The organism is Spiribacter sp. 2438 (genome assembly GCF_009676705.1).
In the GTDB taxonomy this organism is placed as follows: domain Bacteria; phylum Pseudomonadota; class Gammaproteobacteria; order Nitrococcales; family Nitrococcaceae; genus Spiribacter.
In genome coordinates, this window is the sequence record NZ_CP046046.1 from 1089977 (window position 1) to 1111385 (window position 21409).

The window sequence follows — 21409 nt, forward strand, 5'->3', positions numbered from 1 at the left end:
CTGACTAAACACACCGCCCGCCATCAACCTCCAGACATGCACCGGTGATGAAGTTTGCTTCATCACTCGCGAGGAATAGCGCCGCATTGGCAATATCCAGCGGCTGGCTGAGCCGGCCCATCGGGATACCGCTGACGATCTTCTCGCGGGTGTTGTCGCCCAGAAAATCATCGATTAGCCCGGTCTCACCCATGACGGGGTTGATGGTATTGACCCGAATATTGTCCGGTGCCAACTCAACGGCCATGGATTTGCCGGTAATGACCGCCGCGCCTTTGCTGCCGTTGTACCAAGTCAGGCCGGGCCGGGGTCGTACGCCCGCTGTAGAAGCGACGTTCACGAAGCATCCCCCACCGCGTTTGCGAAAGACCGGTACCGCGGCCTTCGCGACGTAGAAGAGGGACTTCACGTTCACCGCGTAGATACGATCAAAGGTCGCCTCGTCCACATCCATCATCGGACCATTGCGGTGAGTGATCCCGGCATTGTTAACAATGATGTCCACATCGCCAAAATGCTCGATGGTGCGGTCCACAAGATGATGGACTGAGTTTGCCTCGGCCACATTCGCATGGATATAAATCGCCTCACCCCCGCCATGGCGAATGCTGTCGGTAACCGCCTCACCGGCCGCATCATTGATGTCGGCAAGCACCACTCGAGCCCCTTCTTCTGCAAAACGTCGAGCAATCCCCTCACCGAACCCCGACGCTGCCCCTGTCACAATCGCAACCTTGCCTGCGAGTCTCATCAATCCTGTCTCCTCATTGCCCGTGACTGAATGTGACTGTTTTCATCGTGGTAAAGCTTTTCATGCCCTCGAAACCTTTCTCCCGGCCATAGCCCGAACGTTTCATTCCACCGAACGGCAACTCCACGCCACCGCCGGCTCCGTAGTTATTGACGAACACTTGACCGCTTCGCAGTCGCCCGGGGAGCGCGATTGAACGGTATGCATCCTGCGTCCACAACCCGGTCACCAGTCCGTAGTCCGTCGCGTTCGCCAGTTCAACCGCCGCCTGGTCATCCGTGAAGGTGAACAAGGTGAGCACCGGACCAAAGAGCTCCTCGCGAGCGACCTCATGATCAGGCGGCACCCCCGTGACCAGCATGGGCGGCACATAATGGCCGCCATCCGGCGCGTCGGGTGCTACATGCCCCTGAGCAAGCACACTCATTCCCGCCGAGCGCCCGCGCTCGAGCATGTTCTCCAAACGGGTTTTCTGGGCAGCGTTGATGAGCGGCCCACAGTCGTGGTCATCGATTCCCGGGCCACAAACAAGGCCACTCATGATCCGATCAAGCCGCGCCACCAGCGCATCCCGAGCGCTGGCCTCAACCAACACCCGGCTGCCCGCAGAGCAAGTCTGACCGGCGTTCTGCACAATGGCACGCACGATGACTTCGGCCGCCATATCGAGATCGGCATCGGCGAAAACCAGCTGAGCCGACTTGCCGCCGAGTTCCAGAGTCACCGGCACATGGTTGGCCGCCGCGGCCTGAGCAACCGCCGTACCGGCAACCGGGGAGCCGGTGAACGACAGGTGGTCCACATCTGGATGGGAAGCGACTGCCACACCGGCCTCATGGCCCAATCCCGGCACAACGTTTAGGACACCAGGCGGGATACCCGCCTCCGCCGCTAATTCGGTCAACCGAAGAACCGTCAGGCAGGCCTCCTCCGCGGGTTTCAACACCACGGTATTGCCGGCGGCCAGCGCGCCACCAACAGTTCGCCCGAAGATCTGAGCGGGATAATTCCACGGCGTGATGAGTCCACACACGCCGAACGGCTCACGCTGGACAACCACCGTAGTGCCCGACTGATAGGGGATGGTTTCGCCATGCAGCTTGTCGGCGGCGCCACCGTAGTATTCGAAGTATCTGGCCGTTGCCGTGATGTCATTACGCGCCTGGGTGAGAGGCTTGCCCGTATCGGCGCATTCGGTCCGCGCCAGGGCTTCATGGTGAGTCTGAATCAACGAGGCAAAGTGCGTGAGCACCCGTCCACGCTCCACCGCCGTCCATTGCCCCCAGTCCTGATCAAATGCCCGCCGGGCGGAACTCACGGCCGCTGCCACATCAGCTTCTCCGCCGCGGGCGATGCGGGCCAGCACACGTCCCGTAGCCGGCTCTTCGGTGGTCAGGAGGCCAGCCTCGGCGGCACGCCAACTACCGTCAATAAATACTCCCTCGAGCAATTTTGAAATCTCCATCATGAATACATGAGCTCAACCAAGCCCAGACTGATAATTGGCAAAAAAGTGACTAGCATCAGGCAGCTGATCGCAACCAGCACGAACGGCACTAGCCAGGGAATTATTCGTTCCAGCGATATATCCGCCACCGAACAGGCAGCGAACAGGTTCACACCGAGCGGTGGTGTGAACATCCCAATGGCCAGATTCACGACCACGATGAGCCCGAAGTGGACTGGGTCAACGCCAAAACTGATGGCCACCGGGGTAAGAATCGGCGCCAGGACGAGAATGGCGGCGGATGTTTCGATAAACATCCCGACGATCAACAGCATGAGATTCACGGCGAGCAGGAAGGTCACCACGCTGTCGAAGTTGGCGTTGATCCAGACGCCGACATCGGCTGGCAGCCCGGAGCGGCTAATCAGAAAGCTGAACAGCCCCGCCGCTGCGATAATCAGCATGATGGCAACCGTGCCTTTAACGCTGGTCACAAAAATTGGCCACAAATCCCGCCAGCTCAGTTCGCGATAGATCACCATCCCCACAAACAGGGCGTAGAACACAGCCACCGCGGCCGCTTCGGTCGGGGTAAAGACACCGCCATAGATACCGCCGATAATCACTACCGGCATCAGAATGGCGGCCCAGGCCTTTTGCACGGCCTTTACAAAAGAACCCCGCTCTCCCCCGTCTTCCTTGCCATAACCCTTCACCTTGCAAGCCACGTAGATGAACAGAATCATCGCGGTGGCAAACAGCAGGCCAGGGCCGATCCCGGCGATGAAAAGCTGGCCGATGGAGGTATCCGTGCTGACACCGTAGAGAATCAGCGGAATGGACGGTGGCAACAACACGCCGAGCTCCGCTGAAGATGCCTGGACCGAGGTAGCCATGGGCTTGGGGTAGTGATGACGGATCATTGCCGGGATCAGAATGGCGCCGATCGCATAGGTCGTGGCAACGCTCGAGCCGGATACCGACGCGAAGAACATGCAGGTGAGCACGCATGAACACGCCAATCCGCCCTGAATACCGCCGATAATGGACTTTGCGAGGTCCACAAGGCGCCGGGAGATCCCGCCGCTTGCCATGAGGTTGCCAGCGAGAATGAAAAACGGAATAGCCATCAGCGGATAAAGATCGATGCTCGTGAACAACCGCTGGGCAGAAACAACAAGTGGCAACGGTGAGAAAAAATGGATGCCGAACATCGAGGCTAGCCCGATTGACACGGCGATCGGCACTCCGAGCACCAACAGCACGACCATGGCAGTGGCAATAGCGGCGTTCATCGAGCGGAGCCTCGCGTCGGGGATTGAGAAGATTGGGCAGCCGCCTCGTCAGGGCTCACCGCGGCCTCCCTGGTGAGTTCTTCGAGGCTCGTCTCGGGCGGGAGCTCTCGCATGGCCGGGTCAAAAAGACGTCCGATCAGCGCGATAATGGCAAAAATGCTGCCCACCGGTAGAGCCGCATAAGCCCAGGCCATGGACACGTCCATTCCCGCCATGCGCTGAGGCAGAACACGTAAGCCCATGCGGTAGCCGTAGTACGCCACCAGAATAAAAAAAAGCAGGCAAAGCAGCGTGATGAAATATTCCAGCGTCACATGAACGCGTCGTGGAAGAACAGCGAAAATGATCTCAACGCGCATCATTTCGTTGCGGCGAAAAACATTCGCAGCCCCGAGAAAGACACACCAGATCACCAGTGACCGCGAAGCGACCTCAGAGAAAAACGACGGATCATTGAATACGAAACGAGTAATCACCTGGTAAAAGGCAGCAATCGCCGCCAGTGCGAGCGCAGTCACCGACGCGATCAGCGCAGCGCGCGTGGTCACCCGCTCGACGGTAAGCACCCAATGACGAACAGACTCAATGACGGACGCGTGCATCACGGCCACTCCAGGTCATTCAAGGAAACTGGGCGCCAGGACCGTTCTGGCCCCGACGCCCAGGCTCACGCGGGCTTAACCCTCGAAATTCTGGATCCGCTCCAGCATCTCGGCGCCGTGCCGCTCGATGAAGGCTTCATAAACCGGCTCAATGGCGTTCTGGAAAGGAGTCGTATCCACCTCCTCGATCACCGTCATGCCGTTTTCGCGCAATAGGTCAAGACCTTCAGTCTCCAGCCGCAACACCTCGTTGCGAGTGGCCTCGGCTGAGGCGCGAGCCGCCTCGTTGAACCAGCCCCTCTCCTCTTCACTTAGCGTGTCCCATAGAGGACCCGAACCCAGCACGGCCGCCGGGGAGTAAACATGACCGGTCAGAGAAATATGGTCCTGCACTTCCCAGAACTTGGTTGCCACGATTACGGTGACCGGGTTTTCCTGAGCGTCCACTGTGCCCTGCTGCAGGGCGGTGAAAAGTTCAGGGAACGCCATTGGGGTCGGGCTTGCCCCCAGCTCACGGAAGGCATTCATATGCACCTGATTTTCCATGGTCCGGATTTTGATGCCGGCCACATCGTCAGGTCCATGGACCTCGTTGCGCGAGTTGGTCATATGACGGAAGCCGTTTTCCGACCACGCCAACCCAATGATGTCGTGCTGCTCCATATCGGCCAGAAGATCATCACCGATCTCGCTATCCAGCACCGCCCGCGCATGGTCATAGTCATCGAACAAAAAGGGCAGATCGAGAACATAGGTCTCGGGGACGAAGTTACCAAGCGGGCCGGTGGAAGTGATCACCACGTCCACCGTACCGATCTGGAGACCCTCGATCATGGCCCGCTCGCCCCCCAGGGAACCGGCCGGATGCTCACGCACGGTGAACTCGCCGCCGCTCAACTCCTCGAGGGTCGCCTTGAATGCGTCCGAACCCACACTGTAGTGGGAATCAGCGGACAGGGTATGACCAAGCTGGATTTCACGGGCGTCAACGACACCGCCCACAAACAGCAGCCCACAAGCTGCAACACTTAGATTTTTGAGTTTCATCATCTCCTCCAGGAGGTTGCTTTTATCACCACTCGTCATGGCTTCTCGCCGGGGATCCGCCAATCTGGCGCATCACCCATGCTCTTTTATGGCTTGAGATCGTCTTCGCAGAACGCCTCAATAATGCCTTCAATGTCTTTGTCCGCGCTGAACCCGAGCGCCGTCGCTCTCGCCGTCTCAAACCGGGCGGGCCAGCTCCCAACGATGGATTCGATTCGGGGATCCGGTTCCCATCGGACGCGGTTTCGGGCCTCGGCACCGCCCACCCGCTCGAGCGCTTCAAGCATCTCTGCCACGGTGACCGTGCAGCCCGGCAGCATCACGCTCCGCCAGGCGCCAAACTCCGCGGCAGGAATGCCCAGCGCGTGGACCATGTTGCGAATCACTCCCCGCGGAGAGAGCAAATAAACTGCCAGCCCCTCGGGAACCGGCAAGTTCGCCTCCTCACCCTGGAGCGGCTCACGGATAATGCTGCTGGCAAAGCTCGAGGCGGCGGCATTGGGTCGACCCGGTCGTACTGCAATGGTCGGCAGGCGCAGCACCCGCCCGTCGATCAGCCCACGCCGGGAGAAGTCGTTGATGAGCTGCTCGCCAATCACCTTCTGGGCGCCATAACTACTCTGGGGTGTCAGCGCCGTATCGTCGCGGACCCGATCCGGCAGTGCGCCCCCATAGACCGCCACGGAACTGGCAAAAATCACCATGGGTGGTTCCGGGAGGCCACGACAGGCCTCCAGCATTGCGCGGGTTCCATCGAGGTTCACCCTCAGCCCCAGATCGAGGTCCGCCTCGGCCGCCGAACTCACCACCGCCGCCAGGTGAATGATCACGTCCACGGAGTCGCCAAGCAGGCGCGCTAGCGCCTTAGAATCGATAATGTCCCCGACCTGGCTGACCACAGCCGGCCGTGTTGCCGAACTCCCCGCCGGTACCACGCCCGGAACCATCGGCTCCGTGACATCAAGAAGTCGGAGCTCTTCCACCGGTTGAACTCCAGCCGGGGTAGGCAGGTGTGGATCCGCCAGTACCCGGGCAATAAACTTCTGTCCCAGAAAGCCGGCAGCGCCGGTCACCGCAATCTTCATGCGTTGCCCTCCGCTCCGGACAGCCAGCGTTGCGTCCATCCAAGACCGCTGTCGGTGTCGCGAGCCGGGCGGTATTCACAACCCACCCACCCCTGATAACCACGGTCATCGAGACGCTGGAGTACCCAGTCCCAGTTCACCTCCCCTTCAGCATTGGGCTCATGGCGGCCGGGCACCCCGGCGATCTGAACATGGGCGCTGCGGGGCAGATACTGATCGATGGCATCGGCGATGCGCCCTTCAAGCATCTGCCGATGATAGAGGTCGAGCTGGAGCGCAACGTTCTCCACGCCGGCGTCACCGGCAACACGCTGGACACGATCAATCAGCTCTGCGGCCTGGCTGGCGCTGCGGAGAAAATAGCCCGGCATATCGATGGGATTGATCGGCTCGATCAGGATCGTTACTCCCTGCGCCCGGGCCTGAGTCGCTGCGTAATTCAAGTTGGCCAAATAGGTCATCTCAATGATGGCGGGGTCGGTCCGTGCCGGGCACGCACCCGCCATCATGTGAAGCTGGCGGCACCCGAGGCGCTCAGCGTAAGCGAGCGCTGTGGCAACGCTCTCCCGGAAAGCCGACTCACGGCCCGGCAAACAGGCCAGCCCGCGTTCGCCCGCTTCCCAGTTGCCGGGCGGCAAATTGAACAGCACCTGAATCAAGCCGTGGGACTTCAGGGCGTCAGCAATATCGTCCGGATCCTGTTCGTAGGGAAAAAGATACTCGACCCCCTGGAACCCGGCATCAGCGGCCGCCGCAAACCGATCCATGAATGGATGCTCCGTGAACATCATCGAGAGATTGGCGGCAAGACGCGGCATCAGGGCCTCCCGAAGGTTTCATGCAGCGAAGCGATCTGCGCCTCGGTGAGCACGCGGGGATTATGACCGCGAAGGAGGAGATGGAGCTTGGCGGTTTCTTCGAGCTCTTCAGTGGCAAAGACGGCCGCAGCCAGATTCTTGCCGGCCACAATGGGCCCGTGATTCGCAAGCAAGACCGCCGTGTGTTGTCCGGCAAGACCGCGGACCGCATCGCCAACGGCCGGATCGCCCGGCTCGTAGTACGGCACCAGCGGCAACTTGCCAACCCGCATCACGTAATAAGCCGTGAGCGGCGGAATGCAATTGTGGGGATCCGTGTCCGGCAGGCACGACACAGCAACGGAGTGGGTTGAGTGGAGGTGCACGATTGCACCGGATTGCGGGCGTTCGGCATACATTGCTGCGTGCAGAAACTGCTCCTTGGTCGGGGCATCCCCGGCGATATGATGCCCTTCGGCATTCAGCCGGGTCAGGCGGGCCGGGTCGAGCCGCCCTAGGCATGCGTTGGTGGGAGTCATCAGCCAGCCGGAATCGAGCCGCACAGATATATTGCCGCTGGCTCCCATGGTCAGGCCACGATCAAAAAGCGATTTGCCCAGGATACAAATCTGCTCACGCTGAGCGTTTTCGTTCATGGACACACCTCAAATGCGCGGGTGAAGAAATCCACCCCGCCAAAATTGCCGGATTTGAGGGCCAACGCCAGGTCTATGGGCGGTGCATCCGCTCCGCGGCTGAGGCGCGCGCCCGTCCAGGGAACGCCGGGATCAATCTGAGGGCCGATGCGCAGTACCTGAATACCCAGCGTGCTGACCACCGCGCCCGACGTCTCGCCACCCGCCACGATCAGGCGTCGGACACCGGCGTCCACCAGTCCGAGACTAATCTGCGCGAGGGCGCGCTCGATCAGTGCCCCCGCCTCCGCACTGCCCAGCCTGGACTGCGCAGCCAACACGGCGTCTGGCGAATCCGTGGAATAGATCAACACCGGACCATCGCTGAGCTTCGGTTCCGCCCATGCCAGTGCTTCAGCCACGGCGCCTTCCGGGTTATCAGCAATTGCCAGCGGATCGAGACCAAGGGATGGATGGCAGTCGGCGAATGCGGCCACTTGCTCGCGGGTGCGCACCGAGCAACTGCCTGAAATTACCGCCGTCGCGCCATTAAACTCGGCCAAGCCACCCGCGTCGGCTCGGGCCTCGATCTGTCCCGCGGCTCGCCACGGCGCCGGCAACCCCATGGCAATCCCCGACCCGCCAGTAATCAGGCGGGCATCGGCAAACGCTTCGCCCACCACCCTCAACTGCTGCTCGTCCTTCCCGTCGACAATCGCCAGTGTGACCCCGACTTCCCCCAGGTCGGCGGCCCGGTCACGAATCGCTTCAACCCCCGCATCAATGGTTTGGTGGTCGATCAGCCCCACCTCACCGCGGCATTGAGTACCGAGCCAGCGAACAAGGTTGGAATCCGTCATTGGCGTGAGCGGATGATTCTGCATGCCGGATTCATTCAGCGGGACGCCATCGACAAACAGCTCGCCATTGAGAACGGTGCGGCCATTGGCCGGGAAAGCCGGCGCAGCGATTGCCATAGCCTCACCGAGGTCGGCGAGAAGGGCCTCCGCCACGGGACCGATGTTGCCCTCGGGGGTGGAATCGAACGTGGAGCAGTATTTGAAGAAAAACCGTTGGCAGCCCGCCACCTTCAACGCCTCGAGAGCCGCCCGGGACTGAGCCACCGCCTCGTCCACGGGCACAGTGCGGGTTTTAAGGGCGATGATCACGGCGTCCGCTGCGTCCAGCCCAGCCATATCAGCAGCGCTTGGCACACCAATTATCTGGACGGCGCGCAGGCCCTCGCGAACGAGGTTATTGGCAAGATCAGTGGCGCCGGTGAAGTCATCCGCAATACAGCCAACAAACGGCATGGTCAGACTCCTGCCTCGTCATTCGCCGCGATGGGAAGCGTAATGCCGGCAAGGCGCTCGTAAACCTTGATGACCGCTGAGTCATCCTCTCGCCCGAACCCGGCGGCCGAGGCCGCTGTAAACTGCTGCTGAGCTGCTGCCGACAGGGGCAACGGGAAGCGCAAATCCCGCCCGGTCTGGGTGACGATCCCAAGATCCTTGACGAAAATCTCCACCGCCGAGCGCGGCTGATAGTCCCCGGCAAGCACGTGCGGCATGCGATTTTCGAACATCCACGAGTTACCGGCCGACGCGGTAATGACTTGATAGACCGTCTCCGCATCCAGACCCATGCGAAGTCCGAGCGCCATGGCCTCAGCGGCAGCGGAAATGTGCACCCCCGCAAGGAGCTGGTTGACGAGCTTCACGCTTGACCCGGGTCCGCAGCGATCACCCAGCCGGTGAACCGTCGCCGCCATGGCCTCGAGCACTGACTCGGCGCGCTGAAATGCCGCCGGCGTACCGGATGCCATGACTGAGAGCTGGCCATCTCGTGCCTTAGCGGCGCCCCCGCTAATCGGTGCATCGAGGATTTCCAGTCCAGCGGGCAGTCGCGACGGCAGCGCCTCGGCAAAAGCCGGCGGCACGGTCGCGTTCTGGAGAATGACGGAATTGGCGCTCAGTCGTGCATGCACCAGGCCTTCGTCACCAAAGAGCACCTGCTCGACTTGATCAGCGTTCACCACTATCAGCAGCACAACGCTCGCACCGTCCGCGGCCTCGGCTGGGGTTGCCGCTACCGAACCACCAGCGTCCGCAAATGCTGCCATGGCCTCTGAGCTGACATCGCAGCCCGTGACTGCAAATCCAGCATCCAAAAGGGCGCGGGCCGCTCCCATTCCCATGGCGCCCAGTCCGACGACGGCGACGTTCGTGCTTGCTCCGCTGCTCACGGCTCTCTCTCCTGTTTTCGACGCTTCTTTCGAACGCTTGATGGTAACGGTACCATTTGTTTTTTGGTAACGGTACCACCATCGGTTAATAATTTAACCCTATGGACGAAACCAATAGCAATGACGCAGGAAGCGCCCCCGCGAGAACCCGCCGCAATTCTGGACGGGTGACCATCATCGATGTTGCGGAGCGAGCCAATGTCGCTCCCATTACCGTCTCCCGTGCCCTCAATGACCCCGGCACCGTCTCACCAAACCTGCGTGCACGCATCGAGGCGGCGGTCGAGGAGCTCGGCTACATGCCCAACCGGCATGCCGGCAGCCTTGCCTCTGCCATGAGCCCGGTAGTGCCGCTTATCGTCCCATCGCTATCCAATGCGGTGTTTCTGGAGGTGATTCGGGGCGCACAAACCGTCCTCGAATCGGAAGGATTTCAGCTCCTTCTCGGTAATACTGACTACGATATTGGGCGGGAAGAAAAGCTCATGCAGACCCTGCTTGGCTGGTCGCCCGCCGGAGCCATCATCTCCGGACTGCGCCACAGCGAGGGGACGCTCAGCATGCTGCGGCGCTGGGGCGGGCCATGCGTGGAGATCATGGAATCCGGAACACCCAACATCGACATGAACGTGGGGCTCTCCCACGAAGCGGCGGGTGCGGCCATGGCGAGGCATCTCCTCTCACGCGGCTATCGACGCGTCGGTTTCGTCGGCACCAGACTCGACCTGGACTACAGAGCGGCAAAGCGCCTGGCGGGATTTGCAGCAACGTTGGATCAGGCGGGCGTGGAACTCGCTTTTGTGGAAAGGTTGGAAAAACCCTCCACCGTCAGGCTCGGGGGATGGACGCTTAAGCATGTACTGTCGACTTACCCCAATGCCGAAGCGACGTTCTACGCCAATGACGACCTTGCAGTGGGCGCTATCCTGGAGGCTCAGCGATTGAGTGTCCGCATCCCGGAAGACATGGCAGTCGCCGGCTTCAATGGGTTGACCATCGGCAATGAGGTCACGCCGCGCTTAACGACCATTGTCTCGCCCCGGCTGACAATGGGGCGGCGAGCCGCGGAGATGCTGGTCGCACGCATTCGGGGAGAGCCGGTACCGCAGCGCATCCGCGATATCGGTTTCAGGCTGCTGGCACAGGAAAGCACCTGAGTCCCGCATGGCATCTCCAAATACCTCCGTGCATCGGTATGGCGTGGCGGCACCGCTCACACTCACGCTGACTCATCAGAGCATTGGCTCGTTCTACATCCTGTCGGTTTCAGCCCTGGCGCCGTTTCTCCAGGACATACTTTCCCGCGCTGAGCTCATAATTGGCCTGTTTCCCTCCCTCGCCTATCTGATCGCCATGGGCAGCAGTCCAATGGCGCATCGGATGTTCAGCCGGTTTGGGCCGCTGGGCACCAGTAACCTGGCGATACTGGTCGGCCTCGCCGGCTATGCGCTTCTAACGCTGACAACGCCATGGGCTTTTTTCATAGCGGCAATACTGATGGGCATTGCCTACGGCCCACTCAACCCAACAAGTTCCGTGGTCCTCAATCAAGTCTCGCCGCCGCATCGACGCAACCTGGTTCTCGCCCTCAAACAGAGTGGCGTGCCACTCGGCGGTGCACTGGCCGGCACCCTGCTACCCGCGATTGCCCTCTATCTTGGCTATGAGATGGCAATCATCATCACCGCTCTGGTCATCGCCGGGCTACTGATCACGTTCTGGCCACGATCCCATCGCATCGATGCAGACATCGAAACGACACCCCACCAGACGTCCACACCCGGGGAGCGGGTTTTTCATCGGGGTTGCCTGCTTCTTGCTTCATCCTCGTTTTGCTACAGCTTCGTACAGCTCGCGCTATCCATGTTCCTGGGGCTGCTGGCATTCCGTCTCGCCGGCATGACACCGGTCGAGGCCGGTCTCGTCCTGACCGTGTTTCATCTTTCGGGAATGATCGGCCGACCGGGCTGGGGAATGATCGCCGATGCCATTCAGCGCTGGGGCAGCGCGCTGCCCATCGTGGGCCTGTTCACGGCCACGCTAACGGGCCTGCTGGTTTTGCTAACGACCCTGGCGGATCCCAGTCCGTGGATGTTCTACGCCCTGGCCATCGGCCTTGGCGCTTGCGCCAGCGGCTGGAACGGGGTGTTTTTTGCCGAACTGGCGCGGGCCGTGCCTGCCCCGGCATTGGGCAGCGTCACGGGCCAGGCACTGAGTATCACTTTCGCTGGCGTGGTGGTTGGGCCCAGCGTGGTCGGCTTCCTTCTCTCAAATGCGGCTCCGTCGCTGGTCCTCGCCGGGTTGGCCGGCATCGCAACGACGGGCTCGCTCCTGAGCTGGTGTGGTGTGACCGCTTCCCGCCGGATCATGAATACAAGCAGTATCAACGAATAAACCAACACCCGCGCACCCAGGTGCGGCGCTGAAAGTCTTTCGGGATGGACCATGCGGTGCGGTCTTCGATGCCGAACTGCGCCTCCAGCGCCGGGTCGAGCTTGAAGCCTTTGCGGTTGGTGGAAAAGATCAGCAGGCCGTCCCGACTCAAACAGGACGCCGCGGCCTGTATGAGTGCGACGTGATCGCGCTGGATGTCCAACTGACCGGCCATGCGCTTTGAGCTGGAAAAACTCGGTGGGTCTAAAAAGATCAGGTCATACCGCTGATCACAGCGCTGCAGCCAGCCCATCACATCCTCTTGAACCAGCGCATGCACGGGGCTGTTGAGTTGATTGCGATTGAGGTTTTGCTGCAACCAGGCGAGATAGGTCTTTGATAAATCCACACTGGTGGTGCTGGCCGCGCCGCCCAGTCCCGCATGCACCGTGGCGGCCCCCGTGTAGGCGTACAAGTTCAGAAAGTGCTGATCCCTGGCCTGCTCACCAATCCACTGGCGCACCGGCCGATGATCCAAAAACAAGCCCGTGTCCAGGTGATCGGTGAGGTTGACGAGCAAGCGGCAGGGCCCTTCCTGTACCTCTAAATACTGACGTTTTTCCGCCAGGCGCTGATACTGCTGCTCGCCGCGCTGGCGCTGCCGGACTTTATAAACGAGCTTTGAAGGTGACGTGTCGAGGGCGCCGGGCAACACACTCAAAGCGGCGCGCAAGCGGGCCTGCGCTTTGCCGGCGTCCACCGTGGCGGGGGCGGCATACTCCTGGACGTGTAACCACCGGCCGTCCTGGCTGTTGTAGACATCCACCGCCAGGGCGTACTCGGGGATGTCCGCGTCATAGACCCGATAGGCCTTGATATCTTCCCGCGTCAGCCATTTCTTTAATTGCCGCTGGTTTTTGTGCAACCGGTTGACCAGGTCTTGCGCGGGGTTTGCGTCTCCGCCACCGGCTTGCAGCTCGAAGCGCTCGAGGCGGCACTCAATGGGCCCGTTGAACACCTGCCAACTGCGCTCCGGTTTAAGACCCAGCGCACAGCCCGAGCCGTTGAGCACCATCGCCCGCCAACCCGCAAACCGCGTCTTCAGGGTCTGGCCCAGGCTCAGGTACAACGGCACCAATTCATGTTGCTCGGCCAGGCGCTGGCCGTAAGGTGGATTGGTGATGACCAATCCGCTTGGCCGCTCGGCGGGCCGTTGCAGCTGGCCCAGCTCGGCGCACTCCACCGGCACCCCATCCGCCAGACCTGCCCGGCGCAGGTGATCGCGGCTGGCGGCGACCGCCTCCCCATCCTGATCAAACCCAAGGATGGTCGGGAGGTTTTCCGCACCGCGCTCCTGGCGCTCCAGCGCTTCGTCGATCAGGGGTTTCCACAGGGCATCATCGTGGCCCCGCCAGTGATGAAAACCAAAGCGTGTGCGCAACAGACCCGGCGCGGTGTCGGTCGCCATCCACGCCGCCTCGATCAACAGCGTTCCCGACCCACACATGGGGTCAATCAACGCCCCGCCTTGGGCGGCCAGTGCGGGCCAGTCGCCGCGCAACAGCATGGCCGCCGCCACGTTCTCTTTTAACGGCGCCCTTCTGCCCTCGCGCCGATAGCCGCGCTGGTGCAGGCTCTCGCCCGATAAATCAATCGCCACCGTCACCGCCGCTTCCATCATGTGGACGTTCACCCGCACATCGGGCTGATCGGTGTCCACGGTCGGCCGCGCGCCACTGGCATCCCGCAGCTGATCGACGATGGCATCCTTAACGCGCTGCTGGGCAAATCGGCTATGGGCGATGCGCGCCCGCACCCCGGTGAAGTCCACCGCCAGTGTGTTCTCCACCCCCAGATGCGGCGACCAGTCGATGCCCTGCACCCCGGTATACAGGGCCTGTTCGTCCTGGGCCTCAAAGTGGGCGATGGGCAGGAGGATGCGGTTGGCGAGCCGGGACCACAAACACGCCCGGTAGGCACCCGCCAGCGGTTCGGTAAAGGCGACCCCGCCACGCTGCACCCGCGCGCTGGCCAAGCCAAGGTCACGCAGCTCCGCGGCCAGCAGCTCTTCGAACCCGCGCGGGGCGGTGGCAAAAAATTCAGTCATTGGTGTATTGCTACCCGTACAGAGCCGGGAGTTCACGAGCCCCGCCAGCGGCCTGAATAAAAGGATCGACCACCCTGACGCTGCCGTAATACCGGCCATGCTGAAAGTCCTCTGAGAGGATTTCGGGGATGCCATTGACCTCAGCATAGGCCCACAGATGGGCATCAAACCAAGACAGGCCATAGACCTCAGCCCCGCGCAGTGCAGTTTGCAGGACGAGCGCATCCGGATAGAGCACATCAAACTGCTGCATCATTGCCTCGGCTTCGATCAGGGCTTCTCTTCTGATAAGAAGTGGCTCCCCCGCAAGTGCGCAGCGAGGCCGGGTGACGGCTGCGACAAACTCAATAATCGCTTGATGCGGCAAAAGTGTGGGTTCACCTGCCTGCAGACGTTGAGCCAGTAGCTCTGTTGCCAGACGTTGCTTTGTCGGGTCGACTGGATCGAATCGATAGACCAGTATGTTGGTATCAATCAGCACGGACACGTTCGTAAAGCGCCTCCCGCGTCCACTCTCGATCTGGAGACGTGCTGCGACTATTCACCTTCATTGAGCGCTCCCGGGCCTGCTGCCGACGAGTCGCCTCCTCAAAAAGTCGCAACCGCTCTGCGGGTGACTTCGCCCTACCACCAGGTCTGCTGATTGCGTCTTTGGGCCGGATCCGAATCACATCTCCGGCAGACTCAAAATCAATCTGATCACCCGGATGGATTCCATGCGCATCCGCGATTTTCTTGGGCAGGGTAACCTGTAATTTGCTAGTAACTTTGGGCATGAGTAAAGCTTACCAAGGAATCTCTCCTTACTCAATCCTTACTAACATCCGCGATCAAAAAGGTAATAAGTCGACCATGAACATTCCGCTACGCGGCAGCCAGCGGATGTTGAACCCGGCGGCGGCCAGAATCGGGTTCATCGCATCACCCAAGGCACCCTTGAGGAAGTTCCGGCGCATGCGGCGGCCGGCTTTCAAGTGGCCGATGCTCGGCTCCACTGCCTGGCGGCGCTTGAGCAGCCGCTTCTCCGCTTTGCTCATACGCTTTGGCTTGCCGCGGTGGAGGATGCGGATGCCGTCAACTTCCCGGCCGCGGTAACCCAGGCCCACCAAGGCGGTTTTCACTGGCGTGTCCGTGAGGATCGCCGTCTGCTCGAGCTGCTCGGCCAGCGTATCGCCGTCGTAGGGGTTACCGGGGAAGGATCGGGCGCCAACGATAAGGCCTTTTTGCGCGGTGACGGCGAAGCTCGCCTTCACGCCGAACTCATAGGGCTGCCGGGCCTTGCCCTTGCTGATGCACTCAACCTCCGGCGGACTTCCGGCGACAGATAACCAGCGAAGTGTCTATTTTCAAAACTGTCCGCTTGACGGGGGAGCTGACGCATACTCTTCCGCGATGCCAATCTGATCCGGGGACAGTCGGACCAACTGACCATCACGCCAGACCACGGCATACTGTCCAAGCCGGCGCTTGCGCTCCAGGGCGTTGGCGACCGCCTTCTTAAGGGCTTCCAGCGCCTGTTGTTCGTACTGGCGATCTTCCATCATGCAGTCCTCTCCAGCATACCGACGGCGGGCTCGCGGCCCCTTTTAACGACTCGCCAGCGCCCTCGCCTCTGCCTCGCGGATAACCGTTGCATCCTTCGCGGCGTCGGTGCACAGATAGGCCGGATCGACGGTGATTCCCACCCGCGGCAAATCCAGGCGATCAGCATCCCAGCAGGTCGCAATCGTGGCATCGGCATGCGTGCGCTCGACGGTATGGCCGCGACAGGCAATCACCAACAGATCGACCTCTGCATCACTGGCCGGCAGCAGACCCTCCGCGTGGTAAGTCAGCGCGAGCTCAGCGCCCTTCGGCCCGTGTTCGATATCCCAGCCATCATTCTCACGGCAGCTGTCGTGGAAAAAGGCAAACAGCTCGATAACCCGGCGGTTGGCACCCGTGGTCTCAGCCAACAACAGGCCGTTGTGGCTTACCCGCTGCCAGTGCTCGGGCCCATGGGGACTGTGCGCCGGCAGCAAGAAACAGCCCGTGGTGTAATCAAGAACAGCCTGGCGCTCTTCGGCAGAGAGCACCTCAGCCATGGTCGGTAGGTTCACTGACTGTCTCCCTGCAATGTGATGACCAATGTCCGTGGCCCACCGCGGTCACGGTGTTCACAAAAGTAAATGCCCTGCCAGGTGCCGAGGTTGAGTCGCCCCTCGGTGATCGGGATTTGCACGCTCGCGCCCATCAGGCTCGCCTTGATGTGGGCGGGCATGTCATCCGGGCCCTCGATGGTGTGGGTATAGCCATCGGGGCCCTCGGGCACCAGGCGGTTCATGCTGGTCTCGTAATCCACGCGGACCGACGGATCGGCATTTTCATTGATCGTGAGCGACGCCGAGGTATGCCGCATGAACACATGCAATAGGCCGACGCGAATCTCGGCGATCTCGGGCATCGCCTCCCGCACGGCGTCGGTCACCAGATGAAAGCCCCGCGGCCGGTTAAGCTCGATTTCCCGCTGAATCCACATAGCGCTTACGATACAAGATCAGTCGGATGTTCCGTCAGCAAACCGGAAAGGTGAATGAAACGGTTTTCGATAATCCTTGGCCTGATCCTGCTCACCACGAGCGCCTTCGCCCAGAACGATCCGGTCACGGCCCTACGCGATGACGGCCATGTCCTGATGCTGCGCCATGCCATCGCCCCGGGCTTTGGCGACCCGGCCGAGTTCGATATCAATGACTGCTCAACGCAACGCAACCTCTCCGAGGAGGGCCGGGCACAGGCCCGGTCGATTGGCGAGCGCCTGCGCGGCGAGGGCTTGGGTGACATAACGGTGTACACCAGCGCGTGGTGCCGTTGCCGGGAGACCGCGGCCGAGATGGATCTGACCGAGGCCAAGGCCCACCCAGGGCTGAGTAGTTTTTTTCAGGACCGCGAGGGGCGCGATGAGATCATCGCAGAATTACGGGATTTGCTCTCTGAACTCGCCGATGGCCCGCCCGCGGTGCTTGTCACCCACCAGGTGAATATCCGCGCGATCGCCGGCCAGGGCGTGCGATCCGGCGAGGGGCTGATCGTAAAGCCCGATGACGAGGGCTCAGTCCGCATCGTCGGATCGCTCCGGCCGTGAAACCTAACCAACCGTGGCGATGAATTCGCCAAGCACCCGCAGATCGCCCAGGTCATCGGTATCACTCAGGACCATGTCCGCGTAACCGGGTGCGGTGGTCGGCCCGGTGGGTGGCCCTGGGCGCGCGGATGATGTCCCGGGTCTGGTTGGTGCCGGCCTTCTGGTGTTGAGAGCGCTCCTTGATGCGATGACCCGCGTCCACCACCAGCGCCGGCGCTTGAGGCAGAACCAGCAGATTGCGGAGTGGATGGGGTTGGGGTGAGTCGGGGTCGGTCGACTTGGAGCACCGAACGGCTTACGACACCTTCCGGTAAACCTCGAACCGGGCCGCCAGCCGCTCCCGGTCCGGATAATCCCGCTTGCGGTTCGGCAGGTGCAGCAGTTGGCCATCGCTCTGCTTCAGGGCCTCCAGGGTTGGGCCGTCGTTCTGAGCCATCAGCGCATCGGACACATGCAGCCGATAATCCGGATCGATGCCAATCATATGGCCATCAAATGCCGCATGATGGACCTTTGATAGCGGCAAGCCGTTGACCACCTCTGGCTGCCCGAGGCGCTCATCGCGATCGGCAACGATGTGAGCGGCGTCCAATAAACGCTCCTCCGGCAGGTTAGAAATGGCGCAGCGATAGTCATAGGCCGAGAGCACTGCCTCACGAAACTGCGATTGGTGCAGGCGCTGTTTGACCTGACGAAGCGTGTAGCGGCGCTCAATGGCGTCATTGGGCTGCGATGCGGTCACACTGGGTTCCTCGCCGAAGGTCACTGAGACAGACAGGGAATTGGGGTCCCAGTCGGCAATAAATGCGGGCATCACCGCCTGGAATCGTCCGGGCGCGACACCGAGGAAATAGATGAACGGGGTACCGGCTTCCCACGCCTCGCGTAGCCAAATGTTGTTCCGGGCGTCGGGCTTGTCGCCCATAAAGGCATAATCGACGCACTCGTCACCGGCGTAAATCTGGTCATGAACCTGGCGCTGGTCGTCATACCAGACCTTTGCGCCCTTGCGAGGAATCACCGTGCGGATCGACAGCAGATAGCGCATTTGCCGAGGCTTGAAGATGCCCTGCTGCGGATTGACCAGCGGGATGCGCTGACCCTCAAACTGAAAACCATCGCGGATGATGCGGGAGCTCAGCACCCCGTGCTGTGCCGTTAGGGCGGCGACGTGGGCGAAGGCGGCGGCGCGGAAGTCCTCGTCAGATGAATCCATAGATCAAACTCCCGTCTTCGACGTCGGGATCATCACCGCTCAATCAGCCAAGCCTTCATCGGCCAGCGGCATGTCGTTGAGCTCATCTCTGCGCAGGCGCCAATCCGGCAGGTACTGGTCCATGAAACCCCTGAACCGGGCGTTATGACGGCGCTCAAGCAGATGCACCATTTCGTGCACCAGCACATACTCCAGGCACCTCAGGGGCTTCTTCGCGAGCTCCAGATTCAGCCAAATGCGCTTCGCCTGGATGTTACAACTGCCCCAAAGCGTCCTCATTCGTTTGATGCGGCATTCGTTGACCTCGACCCCCATTACCGGCGCCCACAAAGAGATAAGGCCAGGAATGTGGGTCTTAAGCTGCTGTCGGTACCAACGCTCCAGCACCTTTTCCCGAGCCAGCCGATCGGCACCGGGCCGGACCCGCAGTTGGAGCGTGCCTTTGTCGACCACCCGCACTCCCGGATGGCCGGGCCGCTCCACAACGTCCAAGCGGTAGCGGGTCCCGCTGTAGTAATGGCTTTCTCCAGTGACCATTTCCCGAGTGGACTCGCGCTTCTGGCGCGCAAAACTTCGCTGCTGCCGGTAAATCCAGCTCAGCCGAGAGACGATCGCCAGCCGCACCGACTCATCGTCCAGATGCACCGGTGCGGAGACGCGAACGGCGCCGTTGGGTGGATAAACGCCGATATGCAGGTTTTTGATCGCCTTGCGGCGAACCTCCACGGGGATGCCACTGACCTCAATATGACGGCACTCAATAGTCACTCTGATTCCTCACCAACTCCATGATCTTTCCCACTGGCATTGTACAACTGGGTAACTTAGCGGGGCGGGAACTGAGCCATGGCAACAGCAGCCGACGGTCTTTCCAATCCGCAAAAAGGCCCGGTACTGCGAGGCGTTTCCTGCCGAGGCTTTTGCAATCGCCGAGCGCGCCGGTGTCAGCACCGCGCCTGCGGAACTCGATCGTGCATCAGGAGTTAGGCTCGGGCGTAGGAACAAAGCTCATCTTTCATGAAATTTGCCCACAAAATAAACGGCGATTCACTCAGCCAAGGAATATCGCATAGAGAAAGCGCAGGCTGACCATAGTGAGGAAGCTGCCGAAGGCGATCTCTAGGGCGCGCCGGCTCAGGTAGTGGGCGAGGCGCACGCCGAGATTGGCGGTGAATACCGTCGTCGGGACAAACAGCATCGCGCCGAGTATAGAGACATAACCCACCGCGTCCGGCGGGAGACCGCTTCGGCCCAACCCGGCAAGGACGTAGCCGATCGCTCCGGGCACCGAGACTAGCACCCCGATCCCCGCCGAAGTCGCGACCGCCTGCAGGATTGGACGGCCATGCAGGGTCATGATGATATTGGCGATCTGGCCCCCGCCGATGCCCATCAGAGAGGACAGAAGCCCAATCATGCCACCATAGGCGCTCAGCCCCGCCCCGCGTGGCAGATCCTCAGCGATGTTCAAGGCACTGGTCCCACTGAGAAGCTTAGCCGCGTTCACTCCGGCCACCAGAACAAACACACCCTGAAATACCTCGGGCGGCGCAAAGCGCGCTAACGCGGCCCCCGCCAGTACGCCAAGGACGATCGGCGGGGCCCAGGCCCGCAGCAGCGCCGCGTCCACCGCCCCGCGCGCGCGATGGCCCCGATAGGAGCGGATCGAGGTAGGGATGATAATGGCCAGCGACGTGCCGACGGCGAGCGGCATACGCACATCGTCGGCGACATCCAGAAAGCCAAACACCTCGAACAGAACGGGCACCATCAACGCCCCGCCGCCCACACCGAACACCCCAGCGAGGACCCCAGTTAGCGCTCCAGCCGTGAGTAGAATGCCGGCGACGATGAAGAATTCGCCTGATAGAAGCTCCATCTGGCCGTCAGTCTCCTCCGGAGTCTGCCATCGCTCGCGCGTGAGGATCATGCGCCGTATCGGGCGCGCCGCGATCGCCCAGCTTCACGGTTCGCTCTTTATCCCGCGATAGACTGCCCCCGCGTGCTCGGCCCGGAGCCCAGCGCGCCAGGATCTGCGCAGCCGCGCTTACGAGGTGGCGGCGTAGGGCACGGGCGGCGGCATCCGCGTCGCGCTCGCAGATCGCGGCGACAATCTCGGCATGCTCCGCGCTGGAGCGTTGCATCCTAGTGATGTCGGCTAGCTGAGCGCGGCGAAACGGCGCCAGCTTCAAGCGCAGCGCCTCTGCTGCCTCGGTGAGGTAGCGGTTATGTGCGCCCTCAAAGAGCCGGTTATGGAAGGCAGCGTTTACTTCCGCGTAGTCGGCGCGCTCCCCCGCAGCCGCGAGCGCCTCCATGTCCCGGTGCAACTCCAGGAGCTCGGCACGCTCGCCAATCGACATGCGCTGCGCCGCCGCGCTTCCGCACAGCGCTTCGAGTTCACCCATCGCCTCGAAAAGCTGCTCGATCTCAGCCTGGGAAATCTCGGAGACGATCACGCCGCGATAGGGCACCCGCTCGACGAGCGATCGCGCCGCCAGAAGCTGCAAGGCTTCACGAACCGGGGTGCGCGAGACCTCGAAGCGGCGGGCGATCTCATTCTCTTCGAGCCGCGAGCCCGCCTCGAGCCGCCCGTCAATGATTTCAGCCTCAAGATCCGCGGCGATCCCGCTTCCCAACAGCTTCCGACCCGATCCTTTCATGGCTCTCTCCTCCCGCGCACAGCCC

The 21409-nt window shown here is 61.5% G+C and carries 23 protein-coding genes and 1 pseudogene; 3 read left to right on the forward strand and 21 right to left on the reverse strand.

What is annotated here, in order from left to right:
• Positions 1–4: 4 nt before the first annotated feature.
• From GJ672_RS05465 to ltnD, 10 genes are all read right to left on the reverse strand, one after another.
• Entirely contained in the window at positions 5–751 is a 747-nt protein-coding gene (locus tag GJ672_RS05465; RefSeq protein ID WP_154296256.1) for an SDR family oxidoreductase, read from the reverse strand.
• Between the two features lie 13 nt (positions 752–764).
• Positions 765–2219, reverse strand: coding sequence for an aldehyde dehydrogenase family protein (locus tag GJ672_RS05470; RefSeq protein ID WP_229381807.1), 1455 nt, complete (start codon positions 2217–2219; stop codon positions 765–767).
• Positions 2216–3493 (reverse strand): TRAP transporter large permease, encoded by a 1278-nt coding sequence (locus GJ672_RS05475; protein ID WP_154296257.1) that lies wholly within the window; start codon positions 3491–3493, stop codon positions 2216–2218. The genes GJ672_RS05470 and GJ672_RS05475 overlap by 4 nt, the downstream gene beginning before the upstream one ends.
• Positions 3490–4095 (reverse strand): TRAP transporter small permease, encoded by a 606-nt coding sequence (locus tag GJ672_RS05480; protein ID WP_154296258.1) that lies wholly within the window; start codon positions 4093–4095, stop codon positions 3490–3492. Before GJ672_RS05480 ends, GJ672_RS05475 begins: the two co-directional genes overlap by 4 nt.
• A gap of 75 nt (positions 4096–4170) precedes the next feature.
• The gene (locus GJ672_RS05485; protein ID WP_229381808.1) at positions 4171–5181 is read right to left on the reverse strand and encodes a TRAP transporter substrate-binding protein; all 1011 of its coding nucleotides are present in this window, start codon (positions 5179–5181) and stop codon (positions 4171–4173) included.
• Positions 5182–5228: 47 nt separating this feature from the next.
• On the reverse strand, positions 5229–6227 hold the full coding sequence (denD, locus tag GJ672_RS05490) for a D-erythronate dehydrogenase (protein WP_154296259.1): 999 nt from the start codon (positions 6225–6227) through the stop codon (positions 5229–5231).
• A complete protein-coding gene (gene otnI / locus GJ672_RS05495; protein ID WP_154296260.1) occupies positions 6224–7045 on the reverse strand; it encodes a 2-oxo-tetronate isomerase in 822 nt (273 codons plus the stop codon). The genes denD and otnI overlap by 4 nt, the downstream gene beginning before the upstream one ends.
• Positions 7045–7680: a 3-oxo-tetronate 4-phosphate decarboxylase gene (gene otnC / locus GJ672_RS05500; protein ID WP_154296261.1), complete on the reverse strand. Its 636-nt coding sequence runs from the start codon at positions 7678–7680 to the stop codon at positions 7045–7047. Before otnC ends, otnI begins: the two co-directional genes overlap by 1 nt.
• Entirely contained in the window at positions 7677–8972 is a 1296-nt protein-coding gene (otnK, locus tag GJ672_RS05505) for a 3-oxo-tetronate kinase (RefSeq protein WP_154296262.1), read from the reverse strand. Before otnK ends, otnC begins: the two co-directional genes overlap by 4 nt.
• 2 nt (positions 8973–8974) lie before the next feature.
• Positions 8975–9904: an L-threonate dehydrogenase gene (gene ltnD, locus GJ672_RS05510; RefSeq protein ID WP_229381809.1), complete on the reverse strand. Its 930-nt coding sequence runs from the start codon at positions 9902–9904 to the stop codon at positions 8975–8977.
• Positions 9905–10071: 167 nt separating this feature from the next.
• Here ltnD and GJ672_RS05515 point away from each other — a divergent pair, with 167 nt between their 5' ends.
• Positions 10072–11061, forward strand: coding sequence for a LacI family DNA-binding transcriptional regulator (locus tag GJ672_RS05515; protein WP_229381810.1), 990 nt, complete (start codon positions 10072–10074; stop codon positions 11059–11061).
• Between the two features lie 7 nt (positions 11062–11068).
• A complete protein-coding gene (locus tag GJ672_RS05520) occupies positions 11069–12298 on the forward strand; it encodes an MFS transporter (protein ID WP_154296264.1) in 1230 nt (409 codons plus the stop codon).
• Here the strand turns inward: GJ672_RS05520 and rlmKL are convergent.
• From rlmKL to GJ672_RS05555, 7 genes and pseudogenes are all read right to left on the reverse strand, one after another.
• Positions 12288–14384: a bifunctional 23S rRNA (guanine(2069)-N(7))-methyltransferase RlmK/23S rRNA (guanine(2445)-N(2))-methyltransferase RlmL gene (rlmKL, locus tag GJ672_RS05525; protein ID WP_154296265.1), complete on the reverse strand. Its 2097-nt coding sequence runs from the start codon at positions 14382–14384 to the stop codon at positions 12288–12290. The genes GJ672_RS05520 and rlmKL overlap by 11 nt on opposite strands.
• Before the next feature lie 10 nt (positions 14385–14394).
• Positions 14395–14871, reverse strand: a complete 477-nt coding sequence (locus GJ672_RS05530) for a PIN domain-containing protein (protein WP_195759458.1) — start codon at positions 14869–14871, stop codon at positions 14395–14397.
• Positions 14855–15160, reverse strand: a complete 306-nt coding sequence (locus GJ672_RS09675) for an AbrB/MazE/SpoVT family DNA-binding domain-containing protein (protein WP_154296267.1) — start codon at positions 15158–15160, stop codon at positions 14855–14857. The genes GJ672_RS05530 and GJ672_RS09675 overlap by 17 nt, the downstream gene beginning before the upstream one ends.
• A 90-nt stretch (positions 15161–15250) precedes the next feature.
• Positions 15251–15691, reverse strand: a pseudogene (locus GJ672_RS05540) (IS5/IS1182 family transposase); the annotation flags it as partial.
• A gap of 39 nt (positions 15692–15730) precedes the next feature.
• Positions 15731–15928, reverse strand: coding sequence for a hypothetical protein (locus GJ672_RS05545; protein WP_154296269.1), 198 nt, complete (start codon positions 15926–15928; stop codon positions 15731–15733).
• Between the two features lie 42 nt (positions 15929–15970).
• Entirely contained in the window at positions 15971–16483 is a 513-nt protein-coding gene (locus GJ672_RS05550; RefSeq protein ID WP_229381811.1) for a hypothetical protein, read from the reverse strand.
• On the reverse strand, positions 16480–16902 hold the full coding sequence (locus GJ672_RS05555; protein WP_154296270.1) for a secondary thiamine-phosphate synthase enzyme YjbQ: 423 nt from the start codon (positions 16900–16902) through the stop codon (positions 16480–16482). Before GJ672_RS05555 ends, GJ672_RS05550 begins: the two co-directional genes overlap by 4 nt.
• Positions 16903–16956: 54 nt before the next feature.
• Between GJ672_RS05555 and GJ672_RS05560 the strand changes: the two genes are divergently transcribed.
• Entirely contained in the window at positions 16957–17508 is a 552-nt protein-coding gene (locus tag GJ672_RS05560) for a histidine phosphatase family protein (protein ID WP_154296271.1), read from the forward strand.
• Positions 17509–17803: 295 nt separating this feature from the next.
• Here GJ672_RS05560 and GJ672_RS05565 read toward each other — a convergent pair whose 3' ends face one another.
• From GJ672_RS05565 to GJ672_RS05580, 4 genes are all read right to left on the reverse strand, one after another.
• Positions 17804–18724 carry an HNH endonuclease gene (locus GJ672_RS05565; protein ID WP_229381812.1) on the reverse strand — a complete coding sequence of 307 codons (921 nt, stop codon included), beginning with the start codon at positions 18722–18724 and terminating at the stop codon, positions 17804–17806.
• Positions 18725–18763: 39 nt separating this feature from the next.
• Positions 18764–19492 (reverse strand): M48 family metallopeptidase, encoded by a 729-nt coding sequence (locus tag GJ672_RS05570; protein ID WP_229381813.1) that lies wholly within the window; start codon positions 19490–19492, stop codon positions 18764–18766.
• 283 nt (positions 19493–19775) lie between these two features.
• Positions 19776–20654: a sulfite exporter TauE/SafE family protein gene (locus GJ672_RS05575; protein ID WP_229381814.1), complete on the reverse strand. Its 879-nt coding sequence runs from the start codon at positions 20652–20654 to the stop codon at positions 19776–19778.
• On the reverse strand, positions 20611–21384 hold the full coding sequence (locus GJ672_RS05580; protein ID WP_154296272.1) for a GntR family transcriptional regulator: 774 nt from the start codon (positions 21382–21384) through the stop codon (positions 20611–20613). Before GJ672_RS05580 ends, GJ672_RS05575 begins: the two co-directional genes overlap by 44 nt.
• Positions 21385–21409 lie beyond the last annotated feature (25 nt).

Bases quoted from the DNA above. Each gene is read 5' to 3' on its own strand.
- denD (WP_154296259.1), bottom strand. From the start codon at position 6,227: ATGAAGATTGCGGTGACCGGCGCTGCCGGCTTTCTGGGACAGAAGTTT.
- GJ672_RS05565 (WP_229381812.1), bottom strand. From the start codon at position 18,724: ATGGATTCATCTGACGAGGACTTCCGCGCCGCCGCCTTCGCCCACGTC.
- otnK (WP_154296262.1), bottom strand. From the start codon at position 8,972: ATGCCGTTTGTTGGCTGTATTGCGGATGACTTCACCGGCGCCACTGAT.
- GJ672_RS05480 (WP_154296258.1), bottom strand. From the start codon at position 4,095: ATGCACGCGTCCGTCATTGAGTCTGTTCGTCATTGGGTGCTTACCGTC.
- otnI (WP_154296260.1), bottom strand. From the start codon at position 7,045: ATGCCGCGTCTTGCCGCCAATCTCTCGATGATGTTCACGGAGCATCCA.
- GJ672_RS05560 (WP_154296271.1), top strand. From the start codon at position 16,957: ATGAAACGGTTTTCGATAATCCTTGGCCTGATCCTGCTCACCACGAGC.
- GJ672_RS05470 (WP_229381807.1), bottom strand. From the start codon at position 2,219: ATGATGGAGATTTCAAAATTGCTCGAGGGAGTATTTATTGACGGTAGT.
- GJ672_RS05545 (WP_154296269.1), bottom strand. From the start codon at position 15,928: ATGATGGAAGATCGCCAGTACGAACAACAGGCGCTGGAAGCCCTTAAG.
- GJ672_RS05485 (WP_229381808.1), bottom strand. From the start codon at position 5,181: ATGACGAGTGGTGATAAAAGCAACCTCCTGGAGGAGATGATGAAACTC.
- otnC (WP_154296261.1), bottom strand. From the start codon at position 7,680: ATGAACGAAAACGCTCAGCGTGAGCAGATTTGTATCCTGGGCAAATCG.
- GJ672_RS05555 (WP_154296270.1), bottom strand. From the start codon at position 16,902: ATGTGGATTCAGCGGGAAATCGAGCTTAACCGGCCGCGGGGCTTTCAT.
- GJ672_RS05465 (WP_154296256.1), bottom strand. From the start codon at position 751: ATGAGACTCGCAGGCAAGGTTGCGATTGTGACAGGGGCAGCGTCGGGG.
- GJ672_RS05520 (WP_154296264.1), top strand. From the start codon at position 11,069: ATGGCATCTCCAAATACCTCCGTGCATCGGTATGGCGTGGCGGCACCG.
- GJ672_RS09675 (WP_154296267.1), bottom strand. From the start codon at position 15,160: ATGCCCAAAGTTACTAGCAAATTACAGGTTACCCTGCCCAAGAAAATC.
- GJ672_RS05580 (WP_154296272.1), bottom strand. From the start codon at position 21,384: ATGAAAGGATCGGGTCGGAAGCTGTTGGGAAGCGGGATCGCCGCGGAT.
- GJ672_RS05475 (WP_154296257.1), bottom strand. From the start codon at position 3,493: ATGAACGCCGCTATTGCCACTGCCATGGTCGTGCTGTTGGTGCTCGGA.
- rlmKL (WP_154296265.1), bottom strand. From the start codon at position 14,384: ATGACTGAATTTTTTGCCACCGCCCCGCGCGGGTTCGAAGAGCTGCTG.
- GJ672_RS05575 (WP_229381814.1), bottom strand. From the start codon at position 20,654: ATGATCCTCACGCGCGAGCGATGGCAGACTCCGGAGGAGACTGACGGC.